The organism is Caballeronia sp. SBC1, from assembly GCF_011493005.1.
Classification (GTDB): Bacteria; Pseudomonadota; Gammaproteobacteria; order Burkholderiales; family Burkholderiaceae; genus Caballeronia.
The window spans coordinates 1377840-1397456 of the sequence record NZ_CP049157.1 but is presented as its reverse complement, the minus strand read 5'-3'; the positions used below and the strand labels follow the sequence as shown (position 1 = coordinate 1397456).

Genomic DNA, 19617 nt, shown 5'->3' with positions numbered 1-19617 from the left:
CCGTCGCCGCACGGGCGACGCGAAGCTTAGCCCTTCAAGCTGTCCGGCACTTTCCCGCCATTGGCCGCAAGCTGCTCCATCACGGCTTTATGCAACCAGATGTTCATCGATGCGGAATCGTTCGTGTCGCCCGTATAGTGCAGCTCGCCGGCCAGTTCCTTGCGAGCGGCGAAGCTGCTGTCGAGGCCGAGCAATTTCATCAGATCGACAATCGATGTCCTCCAGTTCAATTGCTCCGACGTATTCGCCTGCATGTCGGTCAGGACTGCTTCGACATCCACCGGTTCTGCTGGTGCCGCAGCCGGTGCTGCAGCGGCGTCGGGCGCCGCGGTTGGGTCTGCCGCAGGAGGCGCGGCCGGATCGGCGGGCGCTGTATTCGCGGGGTGGCTTGAAGGGAAGATCTTGCTTAGGATCGTGCCGAAAATGCTCATGGTGTTTATCCCTTGGTCGACGTAGTCAATGATGTGGTCAATGACGTTGTGAAGCAGCGCGTTCGCCGCTTCATGAAGCCGCCGTGCAAGTCACATTCCCGAAACAATCAATGTCATGTCGCGAGTCTGGCGCACGGCTGCAAGAACATTGTAGGCGATCGATCATCTTGAAAATGCCTTGACATGGAGAAGCCGCAACGCGCTCAAGATACTGTTCCCACAACATGCGTATAACACCACGTTCGTTTCTCCTGATTGAGCGACATTGGACGATCATCCTTGCGCCCGGGGAAACAAAGATCATTCATGCGATGATTCGCCAACCACCACCCCATGCTCCGCCATGACATCAAAACGCCACGTTGACTCCGCTCGCTTCGTACACGGCTCGACCTTGCGGCATGTCGTGGTCATGGCGGGAACCGGGGCGATTGGATTGATGGCTGTGTTCGCAGTCGATCTGGCCAATCTCTTCTACGTATCGCTGCTCGGCGACACATCGGTTGCCGCGGCAGTCGGATTCGCCGGGACCATCAACTTCTTCCACACCGCTATTTCCATCGGCATGACCATTGGCGTCAGCGCAACCGTTGCGCGGCTTCTTGGTGCGGGCCAGCGGACCAAAGCGCGGCAAGTTGCGTCGGCGAGTCTCGTGCTGATGATCCTCATCACGCTCATCTTGAGCGCCGCCACGCTGCTCTTCCTCGACCCGATCCTCAACGCACTCGGCGCAGCCGGCGAAACGCGCGCGCTGACCCGCAGCTTCCTGCTGATCACCGCGCCCACGTATGTGTTCCTCGCTGTCGGCATGTGTACGGCTGCGCTGATGCGTTCTGTCGGCGATGCCCGACGCGCGATGACCGTCACGCTGACCGCAGCAGTGGTGACCGCGATCCTCGATCCGATCCTGATCTTCGGCTTTCATCTCGGGCTGACGGGTGCGGCCATATCGAACGATATTGCGCGCATCGCGCTCGCGCTTGTCGGCCTCTATGGTGCAACCCGGGTCAACGATCTCATTGCCCGTGTGCGCTTTGCACGCCTGTGGTCCAACAGCCAGCCGGTCATGAAGGTCGCGCTGCCCGCTGTGCTGACCAACCTCGCCACGCCCGTTGCCAGTGCATACGTCACCCATGCAATGGCGCATTTCGGCGCTGCCGCCGTGGCGGGGCAAGCCACCATCGACCGCATCACGCCCGTGGCCTTCGCGGTGATCTATGCGCTGACCGGCGCCGTCGGTCCGATCATCGCCCAGAATCTCGGCGCGGGCCGCGCGGACCGGATTCGTGAAACTGTCCGCAACAGCCTGGTGTTCGTGCTGCTGACGGTCGCGGTTGCGTGGGTCGTGCTGGCGCTGGCTCAGGGTGGCCTGATCCGCGCGTTCTCGGCCCGCGGCGACACAGCCGTCATCATCACAGCGTTCTGTTCGTGGCTAGTGGCAAGCTATGCGTTCGTTGGCTGCCAGTTCGTGGCGAACGCGACCTTCAACAATCTCGATCGGCCATTGTTGTCGACTCTGTTCAACTGGGGGCGCGCGACTATTGGCACCGTGCCGTTCGTCGCAGCCGGGATGCAGCATGGACCGGTGGGCGTGATGATCGGACAGGCCGCCGGCAACGCGATCTTCGGCACGATGGCCATGCTGGTGGCTTACGTAGTGGTCAAGCGCTTGCCAATGGGCGATTGCGCCGCGCTGGCGAGCAAGGGCAGCAACCTGCTTGAGCAGTCATCCGTCAATGTCCCTGCCGCTGCCGCAGGAAATACCATGGCGCCGGACGTGGAGTTAAAGGAACTGCCTGTCCAAGGTGGCTAGGCGCTTGCGAGCTACTTTTAAGGCGTCTAAGTCACCTAAGCCGCTTAGCGTTTTCTCTTAGCGTTCTGGCCCGATCCAGCTTCACTCATTGGCGTTATCACGCCCTATTTCCTTAGCAAATTCTGCTAAGCCGGCTGCATCCGATTGTTCGTCTAGCGCGGAATCACTATTCCCCTCTATCGGTACAATATTTCGATAGTGCGCGCATATACTCCATTCCATCGACGCAGCGCACCAACCGGCCGGACCGCTGCGTAGCCCATGAAATGAAGTCACTGAGCCACTAATACGCATCGGAGCGCATCATGAACAAGACCCTTATTGCATCATTGTTAGTCGCCGTTTCCGTCGCCTTTGCAGCACCTGCATTCGCCAGCAGCGGTTATGGTCCGGCACCGTCGTATAACCCGCAGGTTGGGGCGCCCTCTTCGCAACGCGGCCAAAGCGCGCAAACCATTGCAGCGGAAAGTGCCGATACAAGCGCTTACGGTGGAGTGCAAAGTACTGCCGCGCAATCCGGCAAGCGCGTTCAAGCGAACGACACCGGTTCGCTCAACTCGCGCAACTGATCAAAGCCGAAGTTTGGCGCTTAGCGGGAAGCCGATGTCCGGCGAACTCAGGTTCGCCGGGCATCGGTGTTTGTGGATCTCCTACCTTTCTGACATGCTTGACCTTCAAGCTTTGAACGCAAGCTGAGCACTTTGATGCATAGTTAAGAGCCGTTGAACTAGCCAACGCCGCCGCTACCGTCCTGTATCGTTCACCAAGAAGGAAGATCGTCATGTCACAGCAAGCGCAATTCGAACTCTTCGCGTTCTGGCGCTCGTCCGCCGCGTTTCGCGTTCGTGTCGCCCTTAATTTGAAGGGCCTGAGCGCGCACGAACAAAACATCGATCTCGACGCAGGCGAGCAACGCAGCCCCGAATTCCTGAAAATCAGCCCGCTAGGGTCCATTCCCGCATTGGTTGAAGAAGGGCATGAACCGCTGACACAATCTCTGGCCATCCTCGAATTCCTCGACGAGCTGAAGCCCTCGCCGCCCTTGTTGCCAAGCGATTTATACGGTCGCGCACGAGTACGCTCCATTGCATCCATGTGTACCGCCGATACCCATCCGCTGGTCGTGCCGCGCGTGAAAAAGTATCTTCAGACAAAGGGCGGATTCGACGACGCCGCATGGCGCGCATGGCAAATCCAGTGGCTCGGTGCGGGGCTTTCTGCGGTCGAAGAACGTCTGGCTGGCGCGCCGGATACGCGCCAGTTCTGTCATGGCGATGAACCCACCATGGCGGATATTTGCCTCGCCAGCATTGTCGCGGTGACGCGCGTGTTCAAGATCTCGATCCCTGATGTACCGACTATCGACCGGATCATGACCGCGTGTGACCAGCATCCGGCATTTATGAAAGCCGATCCCAAGCGGCAAGCAGGGGCACCGGGGTAAGGCGTTCGTCATGGAAATGAAGTGGCTTGCGGCGGCTTACGGATCTTGGCCGCCGCACGTTGCTTCTTGTATTCGGTGACGGCTCGTCCTACTTGTCTGGCCGTCGTGCGGTCCTTGGTCAGAGTCCCTTCGGATACAAAATATCAAGCGTCGAGGCGAATCGCGGAAACACCCAATTGGAATAGGTCAGACAGTTGCGGCGAAACTTTGTAAACGGGCCGCTTCAATGGCCATCGTTTCGTAGGTGAGATCAAGGAACGCCTTCACTAGCGGATTCGGATGCTGTAGTTGAGGACAGACCGTGAAACCGCGAAACATGACGTCCGGCGAGAACGGCCGGAACACAATGCGCGCCGGATTGGTATCGGAAGTAGCCAACGGATTCACCACGCCCACTCCCAGGCCACGCGCGACCATGGCGCAAATAGTCGCGCCGTAAGGCGTCTCGATCACCGGTACCTGGTTCACCCCAGCCTGCCGCAACGCGCGGTCGAGCGACGAGCGGGTGTCGTCGGCGTAGGACGGCAGGATGAGGCTCTGATCCCTCAAGTCACGCGCATGAATGCGCTTGCGCGCGGTGAGCGGATGTTTGGCGGGCAGCGCGCAGACCCCGGCCAGCCGATACAACTCCGCGCTGGTCACACCGAATGCATCGGGTGTAGTGGTGGCAAAACCAACATCGCAATAGGCCGACGATGCCCAGCGCTGGATCGTGCCTTCACTGCGCATTTCCAGCGACACAGCAATGCGCGGATACGCCGCAAGAAAGCGCTCGATCACAAGGGGTACGAACGATAACGCCAGCACTGGAGCCGCTACCAGACGCAGCCGGCCACTGCCGAACTGGCGGATCTCCCGCGCGGAATGCCCGAGCTTTTCGAGTCCCACGAAGCTACGGTCGACCTCTCGATAGAACGCGGTGCCCGCATCGGTGGCCTGGATCCGGCCTCCGTTGCGTGTGAAAAGCGCCAGTCCCGTCGACGCCTCCAGCTCCGCAATCAAGCGGCTGATGCTGGGCTGCGACGTGCCGAGTTCTTCAGCCGCTGCAGTCATCGATCCGCGCAGCATCACCAGCCTGAACGCTTCGATTTGCTTCTGGTTCATGTCTTTCCCTCCTCTGCATTTTCCCGGTCCACATGAAGCTTGTCATATCAAAAATGAATAGAAGACGTTTTTGGCCGTATTTGACCGGATGAAAGAACCGCTCCTAGACTGATTGCAACTAGTCACTGCCAGCCAACCATGCGAGCCGACGCACTGCTTTTCCACGATGACTTCCGCATCGCACCGTATTGGTGGGACGCAGCGCCGCCCGAAACGTCGCGCGTCGCCCTGCCGTCAAGCGTGGATCTGGTGATCGTGGGGAGCGGCTATTGCGGGTTATCGGCGGCGGTTGAAGCGGCGCGGCAAGGTACGTCGGTGGCTGTGCTGGATGCCGCCGAGATCGGCGCAGGCGGCAGCACGCGCAGCGGCGGCATGGTGTCGAGTGGGCAGAAACTTGCGCTGACCGACGCTATTCGCGGAGTATCGGCGGAACGGCTGGTCCGCCTGATGGCGGAATCCGCGGCGAGTTTCGATTATCTCAAGCGCCTTATAGCAGACGAATCGCTCGACGCCGATCTGCAGATAACAGGCCGCTTTTTCGGCGCGTTCACCCCCGGTCATTTCGAGCGCCTGCGCAAGCAAGGTGAGTTGCTCAGAGAGAAAACCGGCGTGACCGTGCACGTGGTGACACGTGCAAAGCAACGCGCGGTAGTCGGGTCGGACTACTACTACGGCGGCATTCTTGTGGATGAATACGGCGGCCTGCATACGGCGAAATATCACCGCGCGCTACGCGAGCTTGCGCGGCGGTGCGGCGCAAGCCTGCATTCGCACGCGGCAGTGGAACGAATTGAACGGACGGGCGCGCGCTTCGCTGTCCACACAGCGCGTGGCAAGGTCGATGCTAAGCGGGTGCTGGTCGCGACCAACGGTTATACGGGAAACCTGTCGCCCTTTTTATCGCGTCGCGTGCTGCCGGTGGCGAGTTATCAGATAGCCACGGAACCGCTGCCGCCGGGACTCATGGATGTATTGAATCCGGGCCGCCGCATGATCAGCGACTCCAAGCGCAATCTGTTTTACACGCGGCCTTCTCCCGACGGCACGCGCATGCTGTTCGGCTCGCGACCGTCGTTTCGCGAAGTCGGCGAACGCGAGGCCGCCCGCATCCTGCACGCGAAGATGGTGCAGCTCTGGCCCGCACTGCGCGACGTGCGCATCACGCATGCATGGAAGGGATACGTTGCCATGACCGGTGACAAGCTCGCGCATATCGGCGAGCACGACGGCGTGTTTTACGCACTCGGCTGCAACGGCAATGGCGTCGCCTTGATGACTTACCTCGGGCAGCGCATTGCGAGAACACTATCAGGCCCCGACACCGCACCCGGTGCGTTCGGCGAAGGCCCGTTTCCGCTGAGTCCGGGCGGCATCGCGCGCAGCCTGAGCGTGCCGGTGGGCGCCGTGCTCTATCAGCTCGACGACTGCTGGAACGGACGCGTGCGCGGCGCGTTGTCCTGACCCCTGGTAGTCGCTGCATCGACCCGTTGTATTTTCAATTCATCGCTGGTTTCCCTGGAGCAACATCATGCGGTTTCGACACTTTCTCAGCCTCGTTTCCATCGTCGCCTCCTTCTCGCTGATGGCCGCCACAAGCGCCCATGCCGACGACCTCGGCACGCTTGCACCGGGCAAGCTGATGGCAGGCGTCGACGCCAACAACAAGCCCTATTCCTACATCGATAACGGCAAGATGACCGGCTTTGACGTGGAGTTGCTGCGCGCGGTTGGCGCGAAGCTGGGATTGAGCGTCGACTTCCGTGCGCAGGACTTCAGCGGTTTGCTGCCGAGCGTGTCGAACCAGCAGATCGATCTCGCCGCCGGATCAATATCGATCACGACAGACCGGCTGAAGATGGTCGATTTCTCCGAGGGTTATCTTACCGGGCTGCTTAGCGTAACGACCTTGCCCGACAGCGCGATCACAAGTGACAAGGCGTCGGTCAAGGGCAAGCGTATTGGAGTGGTGCAAGGTACGATTGAAGATACGTATTCGGACAGCTACTTGCCCGGCGCGCAGATTGTGCGTTTCCCTAACGTGAACGCAGGCTTTCTCTCCCTGCGCTCGAAATACATTGATGGTTTCTTCATCGATAAATCGCTCGTCGACGGCCTGCAAAGCAAGTACCCGCAGTTGAACCTTGCCGACCGGCTGGATATTTCCGCGATCAACCTGCCAGCCGGTTTTCCGATACGCAAAGGCAACGCCAAGCTCGAGGCGGCGGTCAACAAGACGCTTAACGAGCTTGTAGCCGACGGCACCTGGATGAAGCTCTATACGCAGTTCCATCCGGGTTATCCGAAGCCTGCCAGCCTGCCGCCGTACGAGATGAAAACCGGTAGCTGAACTTTCGCCGACATGATCCGGAGAGCGCCATGAACGCATTCCTGCAGAACTTCCTCGACTGGCAGTTACTCACGGGATCGCTGCCTGCGCTGCTCGAAACCGGGCTCGTCAACACGCTCGTGCTGTCGCTGTTTTCGACCCTGCTGGGGATCATCGCAGGCATGATGCTGGCGTTGATGGCCGTGTCGCATATGCGCTGGCTCGAGGTGCCGGCGCGTGTGTTCGTCGAGGTCTTTCGCGGTCTGCCAGCGGCGCTCGTGATCTTGCTCGTAGGGCAAGGACTGGCGCCTGTCGGGCTCGCGGTATTCGGCCCGAATCCGTATCCGCTTGCGATCGTGGCGCTCGGGTTGATTTCATCGGCGTATATAGCGGAGATTTTTCGCTCGGGTATTCAGAGCGTAGGCAAGGGGCAGCTCTCCGCGTGTCAGGCGCTAGGCATGACGTACTGGACCGCCATGCGCCATGTGATCGTGCCGCAAGGCATCCGGCGCATTCTGCCCGCCCTTGCGAACCAGTTCATTTCGATCGTGAAGGATTCAAGCCTCGTTTATTTTCTCGGCTTGCTAACCTCGCAACGCGACCTGTTCACCATTGGACAGAACACGTCGGTGAACGTAGCAAACCTTTCGCCGCTGGTTGCTGCCGGACTCGTCTACTTGCTGATTACCGTGCCGCTCACGCATGCGATCAATCACATTGACCGCTGGACCAACCGGCATTCGAATCCGCGTTACGGCGGAGCCAGCACGGCCACTACGCGCAAACAGCTTAAGCGCCAGGCTGCGGCGGCGCGCGCGGGCATGGCCGAACAACACAACTAAAAGCGGGGAATAACAACCTTATGGGACCACCAGTCGAGACCGTCACCAGCGACACCACCCTGCCGGACGAAGTGGATGTCGTGGTGGTCGGCGGCGGGATTATTGGCGTGAGTACGGCGCTGTATCTAAGTGACAAAGGCCTGCGGGTCGCAGTGTGCGAGAAGGGTTATATAGCGGGCGAACAATCCAGCCGCAACTGGGGCTGGGTACGTGTCACGCATCGCGACATGCGCGAGTTCGAACTGAGTATTGAAAGCCTGAAGCTGTGGCGCACGCTCGACCGTACGCTTGGCATCGACACCGGTTTCAGGCAATGCGGCATCCTGTACATGGCCAACGACGACGCGAAGATGGAGGGGCATCGCGTATGGCTTGAAAAAGCACACGCGTTAGCCGGGAACGATGCATTCGATACCCGTGAGGTCGATCCCAAGGCCGTCGCCGGTTTGCTACCCGGTGCAACGAGGGCGTTCAAGGGCGGCCTGTACACAGCCGGCGACGGTCGCGCCGAACCGCAGAAAGCCGCGCCGGCTATCGCAAATGCGCTGCGCAAACGCGGCGTGAAAATACTCACGCCCTGCGCGGTGCGCGGTTTGGAAACAAGTGCGGGACGCGTCAGCGCAGTGGTGACCGAGCTCGGAACAATCCGCTGCAAGAGTGTGGTGGTTGCGGGTGGCGCGTGGTCGAGGCTCTTCTGCGGGAATCTGGATATCAACGTGCCGCAGTTGATGGTGAAGGCTTCCGTGTTGCGGACATCGCCTATAGAAGGCGGTCCCGCGGTGAGCGCCAGCAATAAGGAATTCGCGTTCCGCAAGCGCGTGGACGGGGGTTATACGATTGCATTCGGCTTTCGTACCTACTCGGATATCACGCCTGACAGCTTCCGCCTGTTTCCCCAGTATATCCCCGCGCTCAAGAGTCAGATGGGCGCGTTGCGGATTGGATTGGGCGCACGTTTCTTCGATGAACTGCGTCGTCCGCGTCATTGGGCGCTTGATCAGCGGACTGCATTCGAAGACGTTCGCACGCTCGACCCGGAGCCTATTTCCGCTTACACCGATGCCGGCCTGCGTGAGTTCATAAAGGTCTTTCCGCATATGAACGGTGCGCGCATCGCGCAGCGCTGGGCCGGCCTCATGGACATCACACCGGATGCCATTCCCGTGATATCGGGCGTTGAAAGCGTGCCGGGACTGTTCATCGGCACCGGATTTTCAGGGCATGGATTTGGCATCGGTCCGGCCGCGGGAAAACTGATGGCGGATCTGGTCACCAACGACACACCGCTCGTCGATCCGCACATGTTCCGGCTAAGCCGTTTCAGTGACGGCACGAAGATCGTTATCGATGCGGGCTTTTAAGCAAGGATCTGGATCATGGACAAGGTAGCGATGATTTCCGGCGCGAATCGCGGTATTGGCCTGGCGGTGGCCACCGAATTGCACCGGCGAGGTTATCGGTTGTCACTCGGCATGCGTGACCCTTCAGCGTCGCGCATCCCTTTCGACGCATTCACGTTTGCCTATGAAGCACGCGATCCGCTCAGCGGACAACGCTGGGTCGACGCGACCGTCGAGCGTTTTGGCCGTATCGATGTCCTGATCAACAACGCGGGAATCTGCACGCACATCACGCTCGAGGACGGCACCGACGAGCTCCTCGAGGAAACGCTCGATATCAACGTGAAGGCGCCCTTCCGCCTGATCCAGGCCGCGTTGCCGCATCTGCGCAAACCCGGCGATGCCCGGGTCGTGCAGATTGCGTCGCTATCGGGCAAGCGCGTAAAAAACCTGAATGCGGGTTACCAGATGTCGAAGCATGCGGTGATTGCGTTGAATCACGCGGTGCGGCGAGCCGGCTGGGACGACGGCATTCGAGCGACCGCGATCTGCCCCGGCTTTGTGAATACCGACATGGCGGCGGGCGTAGCCGACGTCGATCCTCAGGAATTGACCCAGCCTGAGGATCTGGCCTTGCTGATCGCGAACACCATAGCGATGCCGAATACAGCGAGTGTCGCGGAGATCCTCGTGAATTTCCGGCACGAGGATCTGTTCTAGGCTCGAGGCGCTGCCCTACGACAGCGGATAACGCACGTTCCAATGCTTCAGCGCCCTTGTTTCGCGATCGAAACCAAGCACGCTGACCGACGCGGTATCGAGTAGTAAATGTGCCCCGAGCGCCGCTGAATCGGCCATCCAGCAGGCGCCGAGAACCCGCAGGAAATGCGCGTGCGAAAACAGCGCGATGCGCCCCTTCGTGGCAAGCAGCCGCTGGATCAGAGACTCCGCCCGCGCCTGGATGTCTTCTACACGTTCCCCCTCCGGCATTGGTGAAGTCCACACGGCCCAGTCAGGATCTTCAGCGCGGATATCGTGCGTCGTACGGCCTTCATAAATACCGTAGTTCCATTCGCTCAGGCGCTGCTCTTCTTCTGCCTGAGCACCCAGCCCCGCCTCAGCGCAGGTGTCGCGAGCGCGGGACATCGGGCTGCACAGCACCAAGTCGAAGGGCTGCGCCGCGAGCACCGGCCGCAGCGACCGCGCCTGTTCGCGCCCGTGGTCCGTCAACGGGATATCGGTGCGGCCCGTGTGCTGACCGGACAGGCTCCATTCGGTTTCACCATGACGGATCAGCCAGATCTCGGGTTGGTTCACGTGGTTTTCGGCAGTGGTAGCGGTAGCGTTCATTGGCGTAGGCACGATTAGGGTCGGGGGTCGGGATTCAACGTTCGGCTCAGGGCCGAAACGAGCGGGACATGCTTGCGCGTCAGCCCCGATTCTACGGGGCTATCAACAAATTTTCAGAGCAGAGTCTCGATTGCAAGGTGAGCAAGCTGGGCGATTGCAAGCGGCTTCAAACCGATTCGAAGCGGTCAGCCCTGAACGGCGTGACATCGATGAACGGTTCCTCTCCCGTCATCATGGACGCGATCAGCCGGCCGGTCACCGCGCCGAGTGTCAACCCATGATGCGCGTGCCCGAACGCGAACCACATGGTCTTGTGACGCGGTGCAGGGCCAATGATCGGCATCATGTCGGGCGTGCACGGGCGCCGGCCCATCCACGGCTCGTCATCTACCCGCTCCCCGAGCGGGAACAGCGTACGCGCCACGGGCTCGGCACGCGTCAGTTGCACGGGTGTCTTCGGCGCATCACGATCCGCCAGTTCAACCCCCGTTGTCAGCCGAATGCCGCGTGCCATTGGCGCGAGCAGGAAACCGTTATCCACGTCCAGCACGGGATGATTCAGCACCGTCCCGGGTTGCGGCGCGTAATGCATGTGGTAACCACGCTTAACCGCAAGCGGCAGCCGGTAGCCCAATGCCGACGTTACGTCTTTAGCCCACGGACCCAGCGCAATCACCGCCGACGACGCACTGACCGGACCGTCTTGCGTCATCACGCGCCAACCGTCGCCCTCAGCTTCCAGTGAGGTTGCGTCGCCAGTCAGGAAGCGGCCACCCAGACGCTCAAAGTACGCCGCATACCCTGCGACCAGCGCGCCCGGATCTGTGACCGACACTGCATCCGTGTAATGCAAGCCGCCCACCAACGAGCGGTCGAGATGCGGCTCCGCTAGTTGCAACTTCGCCGGATCGAGAAGCTTGTATTGCACACCAAACTCGCGATGCCACCTCTCCGCGTCGCGCAACTCATCATCCTGAGCGGCTGCACTGTGGAATACCTTGATCCACCCCGTTGGCCGCAACAACGACTCCACGCCGGCTGCCTGCGCGATGATCTCGTGCTCGGTCACGCAATGTTCAATCAGCGTGGCGTACTGACGTGCTATGGCGGCATGGCGCGCGGGTTCGGAATTGCGCCAGTACGCCCAGAGGAATGGCGCGAGCGCGGGCAATGCTTCCCGGTGGTAATGGACATCGATAGACGCATTGCGCGCGTAGTGCATCAGCGTGCCGATGTCGCGGGGAAGCGCGTAGGGATAGACACCCTCGCGCTGCAGGAGTCCCGCGTTGCCGAACGAGGTTTCGAGGCCAGGACTCTTGCGGTCCACCAGCGCGACCGAGCGGCCACGCTTTTGCAAATGAATGGCGACCGATACACCCACGATGCCCGCGCCCAGCACGACTGTGTCGAACTTCATGCGTTGAATCTCTCCTCTACGTCCAGTTTGTTCGCGGCAGTGAGGGGTGAACGGGCATCTGCCATTCCCCTTTCAGCGCCCAGAAACTTCCAGACGTAGATCATACGCGCGCGCTCCCCGAAGCTTTCAGAATAAGCGCCAGTTTCAGCTTGGCCACCTCCCCCGCTCAAGAAGAGCTTCTATTACAGCAAGGTGTTAAGCGGCGTATCCGGGTCGGCAAGACAGGCGTGGTCCAATACTTTTCCCGCGGCAATCAAACGGCGGGAAGCGCAGACGAAACGCTGGGACTGGAGGGAGTCACTATCGTGCGAGCGGTCACGCTGGCGCGTGCGGTGGACGATCACGAACTGGCGCTATCGATTCTCACCGCCGCGCATGCACTTGTCATGACGCAGGACGGTACCGACCAGAATTGAAACGGGTGTTCACTTCGGCGGGCGTTAGTGCGGGTTCAGTGGTTCTCAGCAAACTCACGGGTGCAGAATCGATGCAACTGCTGCAGTAACTCGGAGCCTTGCGAAGTCAGTCGCGGCATAGCCCGACCGTTAGTGCTCGCGTCAATGCTGACGAGGTGCTCGTGCTCGAGACTTGCCACGTCGGAACATTGAGGTTCCACCTGCGACGGCGAGTGTTGGATCAGGAGCAGTGTCGACAACTCGTGAGGGCTGAGCATGGGAAATCTCCTTGCATGAATGAATCACAACGATTTGCGTTCATGCATCCTAGAGAGCCAAATCGACATTCTCGCTACAGCGATTTTTCACAGCGTTACACGGTTACATTCTCGCAATGAGCAAGCGCCCGGGCAGGGCGTAGTCGTTGCTGGCAGAAACTTCCCGTTGCAATTGCCCGGTCAACCAAACCGGGCTCAATTCTTTCAGCGGGTAAGGCAGCGCATGCTGGCCGTAACATGGCTTGGCATAGGCCGCGTCAACGTCGCTTCACGCCTTGCCGCTTTTGAAGCCGACCGCATGACCAGGGGCGACAGTGGCTTCTTATGAAGCGCAAGGCACCCATGCCGCCGGCGCAAGCAATCGGATCGATGCACCGGAACGCAATAACGCCAAACGCCTGCTGGCTCGCTACGAGGCTTTTCCGGGCCATGGGTCGGCGGTGAGCGCCCTAGTAAAGTCCCGGAATCAGCCGCGACGTACGGGCGCGGTAAGCATCGTATTCAGCCCCAAACTGCGTGTGCAGCAGCGCTTCTTCCGAGCGAATGCGCGCGATGAGCGGCGGGATTGTGAGCACCGTGAGCAATACACCGATCCCAGACCGAAAGGCGAAGGCCCACCCGAGCGAATTGACGAGCAGGCCCAGATAGCTGGGATGCCGGATGACGCCATATGTGCCGCTCGTGACCAGCGTATGACCGGGCTGAATAGCAACCAGCCCGCTGAACCGGTGGCCGAGTACAAAAACTGGCCATATCCGCAGCACGCCGCCGACGATGAACAAGGCCACGCCGAGCCAGCGGAGGTTGTCGCCGTCGAGTGTCCAGAATCCCTTGCGGTCCGTGTAGGCCGGCAGATACGCTTCCAGCAATCCAATTATCGCGAAGGCCGCGATAACCCAGCGGTTACCGCGATCCTCCCGCTCACCCGCGCTCAGGTTGCCGCTACTGAAGACCGCCACGACCGACAACACCAGCGTGACGATAGCCACGACGCTCAGCGCAGAGTGCGAGAAAAAAACAGCGAAGCCGCCCCAGCCGAGGACCGCGAGTCCGAGATACACAATGGTCCCCGTCACGGTGAAAAAGGCGAGCTTGGGTGCAGGCGTCATGGCTTTCTCGCTTGGATGAACGCTCTTTCTAGTTTAGGACGTTAATCAGGAACCCGACTGAACTGAATTTTTCCAGGCAGATACTGGTCTGCCTGAGATGACTGTGTCGCGCGAGGCCTGGAACACGCTCATCTGCCGGTTGCAACGCGGCCGCCCACCCGTATCTTGCCAGCGGTGCGCGATGCACGGATAACGCAAGGGTTATCCAGATTCCGCCCCTGATAGAGCGTTATATCTGCATCCAGGCGAACACTCAGCGCACCGGCCGCGACGCCGGTAGCGGCGTCTTCCATTGCCGGGTCGACATGATTGAAGTTGCGGCCGGCGTACTCGTTCGAGCTTGCGCCGGTCCGCGCGTAGACGAAGCAACCATTGACGCCATTCGCCCGCCCCCATTCTGCGATTGCGTCCAGATTCGGCTGCAGGGAATACAGCACCGCTTCGCTAGCCACTTCCACGAGGAGCTTAGGGCTACCTACGGAGGCCACCTCGGGCGGCAACATGAGCACGCCTGCATCGCAGCGCAATAACTTCGCTACGTCCGACGCTGGAACGCTGGGGAAATCTGCCTGCTGTATATCAACTGACACGAAGATATTGTCGCCCGCTCTGTCGAATGCTAGCGGTTGTTTTCTCATGCTTGACGTCAGCAACAAAACTCTGCCGTGCTGCCCCGTATTCCAAAGATGGTCAGCGGCCGCAAGCGACGCATGCAGACACAAAGGGCTGCGTGCATGCGGGTAATAGAAGTCCAGCGTTAGCTGGTCGCTTGCTGGCCCTTCCGTGTCGACAAAGACACACGCGTGAGCATTCTGGTCGATCGTGAATTGTTGGCGGTCCTGGAGCGACCAGCCCGAGAGTTCGGGACCAGAGACAACCACAGCATCGTTTCCGTTCAGCGCGGTTGCTCCGAAGCATTTATACCCTTCAATATTCATTGAATCACCTGAGTTGCGGATTGTCGTCATGGTACGGCCATGCTCTGGTCAAAGCCAGGCACGAACCTGCTGAAGGCGCGATACCGCGAATGGCGGAGCCCAAAGAAACAAATTTTTGCTCACGAAGCAATTGCCCCTATTATGTTTACAAGACGCCGACGCATCCTTAGCCGTGTCGCACGACACAAGGGATATCACATTCTCTAAAGGCACACTCAATATGCTATTTTCGCTTCGTCCCTTGCGGGACAACTATCGAGACTCTCCGAAAGCGAAGCTCTCCGAAAACAATACCCGAGCGCTCACAAATGAAACGACTCTTCGTTTGCTGCGATGGCACCTGGAATTCAGATAGCGATGAATTCCAGGGCGTACCGGTTCCGACCAACGTCGTCCGATTCTTCAACGCGCTGAGCGACAACAATACCGATGGCGGGGAACAGCTCAAGTACTACCACGCAGGGGTTGGTGCAAACGAAAGCCGGCTCCGGCGACTCGTTGACGGTGCGATTGGCGCTGGGCTATCGCGCGACATTCGAATTGCCTATAAATGGCTCTCCGACCATTATGAAGACGACGCGGAAATTTATATTGTCGGATTCTCCAGGGGCGCTTTCACCGCGCGTAGCCTTGTGGGCATGTTGCATCACTGCGGCCTTCCGCGCGGCGCCGACTGGCCGTTGGTCAAGCAAGCCTGGAAGCTATATCGGCTCGACCCACTGGTAGATAAAAACGCGCGGCAACAAGCAAAGTTTCGCGCGCTGCATGGTGCGCCACCCCAGATCCGCTTTCTCGGCGTATGGGAGACAGTCGGCGCACTAGGCATTCCCGAAATCCTGGATCCGTTTGGCATCCTCAAGAATCGATATCAGTTTCATGACACGACCCTGTCACCAGAAGTCGCACGTGCAGTTCAGGCACTGGCGATCGACGAACAAAGAGACAATTTTTTTCCGACGCTCTGGACGCCCGAGGAGGGCACTGACGAAGCGCGGGTTTCGCAGGTCTGGTTCCCTGGCGTTCATGCCGACGTAGGCGGTGGCTACAAAGAAACGGGACTCTCCAATGCGACGCTCCGGTGGATGATATCGGAAGCGCAAACGTGCGGAGCCACGTTCCGCCCCCAGATGCTCGATCAGTTGCCGCAAGCCGAGCCGGTTTCATCTTCCGCCGTCCATGGGGTCTTGCACAATTCCCTCACCAGTTTCTATTTGAGGATTGGTTTTCGGCCGCGGTCCTTTCCATTATTGAAGCAGGATTCCCGTCGTGGTTCGGAATCTATATCGGCCCTGGCGTTAGCAAGGCAAGCTAATCCTCCCATCTCTCAGGCGCCCTACCGGCCTAATGTAGACCCGGTGAACGACCTGGAAGTGCGCATATTCGCCAACCCTTTATGGAACTGGACCGGCGTCTTCATGCAAGAGGGTGTCAGCTATTCGTTTCAGGTAGTGCCGGGCCAGTCGTGGCTTGACGGGCATCATGCTTGCAGCGCCGACGGGACAAGGGGCAACCTTATTCAACGGCTCCTCACTGGTTTCAAGCGCGTTCCCGATGCCAACTGGTTCGAGCTGTGCGGCGCCATCACCTATCCGGCGCAACCAAGTATCGGGGGTGTCCCTCCGAAGCCCAGCTTCTTTCGAATCGGGATGGGTACAACCATCAACGCACCGACGTCAGGATATTTGTATTGTTTCGCCAACGATTCACAATGGGCATACTCAAAAAACCAGGGAAGCGTTCGGGTGAAGATTGCCGCACTCGACGAAGGTCGCGGTAAGGGTACGGTGGTTGGAACCGGCTCAGGGATCGAGGTGACTGCGCCCCCTGCTTCGCCGAGTGGAAGCGGGTCCAGCAAACCGTAAAGCACCGCACAACGCGCGCCATGTCCTCCGTATCCGCATTCAAGCTTGTCCTGCTTTCGCTCATCGTCATGATCGGCTTGCAACTGCTAACCAAGCGTCTCAGGTTGCCACCCGATGCCGTCGCGGCCAAGGCCGTGCTCGAACGCCTCGCGTTGCCGCGCAAGCTGATGGCTACCCTCGAGGGAGAAAGCCTGCTTAACGACGCGGCCGGCCTCGTCCTGGTTCGCTTCCGCCTTGGCGGCGGCGCTAGTTTGGGTTGGTACAATTGCGCCAAGCTCCTTGTCCCTTCTCACCACATGTCCGAAACAAACTGGTTGTCCGAACCCAGCACCGCGTCCAAACGCATCATCTTCGCGCGCCACGGCGAATATCCGTGCAACGTCCGCGGCGTTTGCAACAGTAATCCCCGCACCGGTTTTTATCTGACCGAGAAGGGAGAAGCGCAGGCCAGGGCCTTAGGTGAGCGCCTGAAAGACGAGAAAATCGAGCTGATCGTGACCTCGGAATTTCTGCGCGCGCGGCAAACAGCATGGTTAGCCAACAAGGTATTGAACGTTCCGCAAGTCGTTAATCGGCTAGCTAACGAAAACCGGGTTGGTGCCGAATTTGAAGGAAGGCCAGGCGACGATTTTCAGCGATTCATCGCCCACGCGCCGGCGACCACCGCCACGGCGGACGGCGAACCCTTCACGGGAATGCTCGCGCGCGTTCAATCTCTGATCGCTGACCTGAAGCTCAGTAGCCCACAGACCGTGCTGGTCGTCACGCACGGCTGGACGCTCCAGGCTGTGCGCGTCATCCTGAACGAAATCAGTCCAGATGACGCTGCCCGATGTGTGGACATGCCGTCCAATTGCGAAATTATTGAAGGAAGGTTTTAAGCTGCGGCGTGGCATTCCTGGCATGAATGTATCCTGGAAAGTCACTTGAACGCGTAGGCCACCCCAACGCCATACGTGATTTGATTCCGGTTTCCGCGCTGCGTAACAATCGGACTGTCAGCCGCTGAGCCTGATAGCCGCTGGTAGTAAATCATTGCGCCAGCGAACCAGTGTTTGTCGATCTGGTAGATGGCGGCAAGCCACCCGGTCATCTGTTCAAGTCCTCCTGAAGGACTGAAAGCAGGCAGGCCGCTGCGCGTGGAGTCCTCCTCCGTGACGCCGTAGTACACCTGGTTAAATCCCTGGCTAACCCAGCTCGCGCCCACCCCGGCACCTACGAAAATGCGCCGCTGCACGGGCACCCAGAGGCTGCCGTTTACCGACACCCGTGCTCCCGTATAAACAATGCCCGCGTTGGTGACCACCGTCACGGAGCCCCGCAGGCGATACGGAAAAGCGCCCTGGTTATCGTACTCGTAGCCCACGAAGCCGCCTGCTTCCACCGTCGTGTGCACGTCGTGGATCTGGGAAACGACCGGATCGTCAACATGACTTCGCCCCAGGCGAAGCTCCACGGCCGGACCGTATTGCAGCCCTGTCAGGCCGCCAAGATCGAACTGGGCATAAGGCCCGTATAGCTCGAACAGCCGCCCGCCATCAGTCACATAACGTATTCCCGGCACAGCACCGACAAAGCGGTCCTTAGCCCCCGCATAATCCGTCGTAGACCCAATGCCACCGCCGGCCATGCTGGGAAGCGTGCCGGGAAGGTCGAAGGACGCTGCCCGGCTTTCCTGAGCGATCAGACAGCACGTTGCCAGCAAAACGACGTGCAGGCATGTTTGGATCGAGTGATTTTTCATTGGCCGGCCATTGGAACGGGGGTGCATTGAATCCAGGCGTATTGGATTTATCGACGCCATGGCTTCAGAGCTTCGTTGCACATTCAAGTCTTGAGAGGCTGCATCGACACTCACTAATAATTTAGCAATTCGAACCGTACGGGTCCCACGGTTCGAATACGGATTCTGCAAAAATGGGAATACGGCCGACCGATATCAGAAACTCGAACGCAACGCAATCATGGTTCGAGGCCGCCTAAGACCTCAAGCAAACACATTGATTGATCGTGAGTGAGGAAGGTCACCGTGCACCGCGGGCGTAGTCCTTCGAGCGCCGCGTGAGTGGCAGCGCCGCTCCCACGTGAACGGGGCAGGCGACGCTGGGTTTGCGTTTGCGATGTCGACCATGATGGTCATGGTGGTGGTCAATATCGACTGCAGAATTGCATTGCGAGGGTAAAACGCATTTTCGTTTCAAGAACCGGCGCGCACACGTCAGCGCACTCGAGGTCTGCGCGATTCTACAACCTCAAGCCGCCCGCTCCACTACTCAGGCGACCCGAAGACGCATCTCCCCGTTGTCATCCGAAACGTGCAGGCCTCGAAGATCGTGAAGATAGCCTCGTGGACCCAAGGCGTCGATCTGCGCCACGGGTAACGTTGAAGTGATGGCGATGACCAGGGATCGGGCAGCCAGTCCCGCTGCAATCCCGGCAGCCGAATCCTCGAACACGACAGCGCGCTCGGGAGCAGCGCCTAATGCTCTCGCAGCCACAACGAATCCATCCGGCGCAGGTTTTCCGCGGGTGATCTCATCAGAGCTGAACAAGACCTTGGGGATCGGTAGTCCGGCTGCCTTAAGCCGCCTTAGCGCAAGAGGCCGTTCCGCCGACGTGACTACAGCCCAACGATCGTCGGGGATGGACATCAGTAAATCCCGAGCGCCCGGGATTTCCACAATCCCCTCCACGTCGTCAAGCTCGACCTGCTTTAATGCCGCGGTATCCGCTTCAATATCCGTTCCGGGCGGCGCCAGCGCGCGAACCGTGTCGATCACACGTCGGCCCTGACATTCGCGCAGAACCATATCGGGGTCAAGCCCCCGTCGAAGCGCCCAGTCCGTATACGCCCGGATCACGGGTGCATGTGAGTTGAGCAAGGTTCCGTCCATATCGAACAGAAAACACGATACGTGAAATTCGACTTGAGTAAGCAGCATGAGCAGCAGCGGACCGTGTGGGTAAT

20 protein-coding genes are annotated in these 19617 nt (G+C 59.6%); 10 read left to right on the top strand and 10 right to left on the bottom strand.

Annotated elements, in window-relative coordinates:
• Nucleotides 1-26: 26 nt before the first annotated feature.
• Nucleotides 27-431: a DUF3597 domain-containing protein gene (locus tag SBC1_RS24295; RefSeq protein WP_165094633.1), complete on the bottom strand. Its 405-nt coding sequence runs from the start codon at nt 429-431 to the stop codon at nt 27-29.
• A gap of 343 nt (nt 432-774) precedes the next feature.
• Between SBC1_RS24295 and SBC1_RS24290 the strand changes: the two genes are divergently transcribed.
• The 3 genes from SBC1_RS24290 to maiA all read left to right on the top strand — a co-directional run bounded on the left by SBC1_RS24290 (nt 775) and on the right by maiA (nt 3688).
• Complete coding sequence (locus tag SBC1_RS24290; RefSeq protein ID WP_165094636.1) at nt 775-2244, top strand: MATE family efflux transporter; 1470 nt, start codon at nt 775-777, stop codon at nt 2242-2244.
• A gap of 305 nt (nt 2245-2549) precedes the next feature.
• The gene (locus tag SBC1_RS24285) at nt 2550-2813 is read left to right on the top strand and encodes a hypothetical protein (protein ID WP_165094639.1); all 264 of its coding nucleotides are present in this window, start codon (nt 2550-2552) and stop codon (nt 2811-2813) included.
• A gap of 212 nt (nt 2814-3025) precedes the next feature.
• A complete protein-coding gene (gene maiA / locus SBC1_RS24280; protein ID WP_165094644.1) occupies nt 3026-3688 on the top strand; it encodes a maleylacetoacetate isomerase in 663 nt (220 codons plus the stop codon).
• Nucleotides 3689-3874: 186 nt separating this feature from the next.
• Here the strand turns inward: maiA and SBC1_RS24275 are convergent, their stop codons facing one another.
• Complete coding sequence (locus tag SBC1_RS24275) at nt 3875-4792, bottom strand: LysR substrate-binding domain-containing protein (protein WP_165094649.1); 918 nt, start codon at nt 4790-4792, stop codon at nt 3875-3877.
• A 138-nt stretch (nt 4793-4930) separates the two neighbouring features.
• On the opposite strand from SBC1_RS24275, the gene SBC1_RS24270 reads away from it, so the two are divergent.
• The 5 genes from SBC1_RS24270 to SBC1_RS24250 all read left to right on the top strand — a co-directional run bounded on the left by SBC1_RS24270 (nt 4931) and on the right by SBC1_RS24250 (nt 10020).
• Nucleotides 4931-6253 (top strand): FAD-binding oxidoreductase, encoded by a 1323-nt coding sequence (locus SBC1_RS24270; protein WP_165094654.1) that lies wholly within the window; start codon nt 4931-4933, stop codon nt 6251-6253.
• Nucleotides 6254-6320: 67 nt separating this feature from the next.
• Complete coding sequence (locus SBC1_RS24265; RefSeq protein ID WP_165094657.1) at nt 6321-7139, top strand: ABC transporter substrate-binding protein; 819 nt, start codon at nt 6321-6323, stop codon at nt 7137-7139.
• A 29-nt stretch (nt 7140-7168) separates the two neighbouring features.
• Complete coding sequence (locus SBC1_RS24260) at nt 7169-7960, top strand: amino acid ABC transporter permease (protein WP_165094660.1); 792 nt, start codon at nt 7169-7171, stop codon at nt 7958-7960.
• Nucleotides 7961-7980: 20 nt separating this feature from the next.
• On the top strand, nt 7981-9321 hold the full coding sequence (locus tag SBC1_RS24255) for an FAD-binding oxidoreductase (protein WP_165094663.1): 1341 nt from the start codon (nt 7981-7983) through the stop codon (nt 9319-9321).
• Between the two features lie 15 nt (nt 9322-9336).
• On the top strand, nt 9337-10020 hold the full coding sequence (locus SBC1_RS24250; RefSeq protein WP_165094670.1) for an SDR family NAD(P)-dependent oxidoreductase: 684 nt from the start codon (nt 9337-9339) through the stop codon (nt 10018-10020).
• 15 nt (nt 10021-10035) lie between these two features.
• Here SBC1_RS24250 and SBC1_RS24245 read toward each other — a convergent pair whose 3' ends face one another.
• From SBC1_RS24245 to SBC1_RS24220, 6 genes are all read right to left on the bottom strand, one after another.
• Nucleotides 10036-10617 carry a histidine phosphatase family protein gene (locus SBC1_RS24245; RefSeq protein ID WP_165094713.1) on the bottom strand — a complete coding sequence of 194 codons (582 nt, stop codon included), beginning with the start codon at nt 10615-10617 and terminating at the stop codon, nt 10036-10038.
• Nucleotides 10618-10816: 199 nt separating this feature from the next.
• Entirely contained in the window at nt 10817-12067 is a 1251-nt protein-coding gene (locus tag SBC1_RS24240) for an FAD-binding oxidoreductase (protein ID WP_165094716.1), read from the bottom strand.
• Nucleotides 12068-12249: 182 nt separating this feature from the next.
• The gene (locus SBC1_RS40650) at nt 12250-12411 is read right to left on the bottom strand and encodes a hypothetical protein (protein ID WP_370469650.1); all 162 of its coding nucleotides are present in this window, start codon (nt 12409-12411) and stop codon (nt 12250-12252) included.
• Between the two features lie 107 nt (nt 12412-12518).
• Nucleotides 12519-12740 carry a hypothetical protein gene (locus SBC1_RS24230; protein ID WP_165094724.1) on the bottom strand — a complete coding sequence of 74 codons (222 nt, stop codon included), beginning with the start codon at nt 12738-12740 and terminating at the stop codon, nt 12519-12521.
• A gap of 449 nt (nt 12741-13189) precedes the next feature.
• Nucleotides 13190-13849 carry an isoprenylcysteine carboxylmethyltransferase family protein gene (locus tag SBC1_RS24225; RefSeq protein ID WP_165094727.1) on the bottom strand — a complete coding sequence of 220 codons (660 nt, stop codon included), beginning with the start codon at nt 13847-13849 and terminating at the stop codon, nt 13190-13192.
• A 128-nt stretch (nt 13850-13977) separates the two neighbouring features.
• Nucleotides 13978-14787, bottom strand: coding sequence for a PhzF family phenazine biosynthesis protein (locus SBC1_RS24220; protein WP_165094730.1), 810 nt, complete (start codon nt 14785-14787; stop codon nt 13978-13980).
• A gap of 308 nt (nt 14788-15095) precedes the next feature.
• Between SBC1_RS24220 and SBC1_RS24215 the strand changes: the two genes are divergently transcribed.
• Complete coding sequence (locus tag SBC1_RS24215; protein ID WP_165094734.1) at nt 15096-16649, top strand: DUF2235 domain-containing protein; 1554 nt, start codon at nt 15096-15098, stop codon at nt 16647-16649.
• A 296-nt stretch (nt 16650-16945) separates the two neighbouring features.
• Complete coding sequence (locus tag SBC1_RS24210; RefSeq protein ID WP_241202291.1) at nt 16946-17530, top strand: histidine phosphatase family protein; 585 nt, start codon at nt 16946-16948, stop codon at nt 17528-17530.
• Between the two features lie 41 nt (nt 17531-17571).
• Here the strand turns inward: SBC1_RS24210 and SBC1_RS24205 are convergent, their stop codons facing one another.
• Both SBC1_RS24205 and SBC1_RS24200 read right to left on the bottom strand, forming a co-directional pair.
• Nucleotides 17572-18393 (bottom strand): MipA/OmpV family protein, encoded by an 822-nt coding sequence (locus SBC1_RS24205; protein WP_241202208.1) that lies wholly within the window; start codon nt 18391-18393, stop codon nt 17572-17574.
• A 529-nt stretch (nt 18394-18922) separates the two neighbouring features.
• Entirely contained in the window at nt 18923-19591 is a 669-nt protein-coding gene (locus tag SBC1_RS24200; RefSeq protein WP_165094741.1) for an HAD-IA family hydrolase, read from the bottom strand.
• Nucleotides 19592-19617: the final 26 nt, after the last annotated feature.